We start from the raw sequence: 240 nt of genomic DNA, 5'->3' as shown, positions 1-240 counted from the left end.
CCGCCCGCAGGGCCACGAGCGGACTGCTGAACGCCGTGACGGCCCTCACGTGGGCCCTCTCCATCGTGGCGCTCCTCGTGGCGTTCCTCTCCGTGACGGTCACCATGACGGCCGTGGGACGGGAACGGCGCGCGGAACTCGGCGTGCTGCGCGCCCTCGGTCTGACGCCCGCGCGGAGCGCGGCCCTGCTCGTCCTGGACGCCCTCACCCTCACCCTCGCGGGCGGCGCCGTGGGGCTCG

General features: G+C 75.8%; 1 protein-coding gene. It reads left to right on the top strand.

The window, feature by feature from the left end:
• On the top strand, positions 1 to 240 hold a 240-nt coding region (locus DEIPI_RS40400), incomplete at both ends, for an FtsX-like permease family protein (RefSeq protein WP_045234730.1).

This window comes from Deinococcus pimensis DSM 21231 (assembly GCF_000519345.1).
Classification (GTDB): Bacteria; Deinococcota; Deinococci; order Deinococcales; family Deinococcaceae; genus Deinococcus_A; species Deinococcus_A pimensis.
This window is presented reverse-complemented; position numbering and strand designations above follow the sequence as displayed.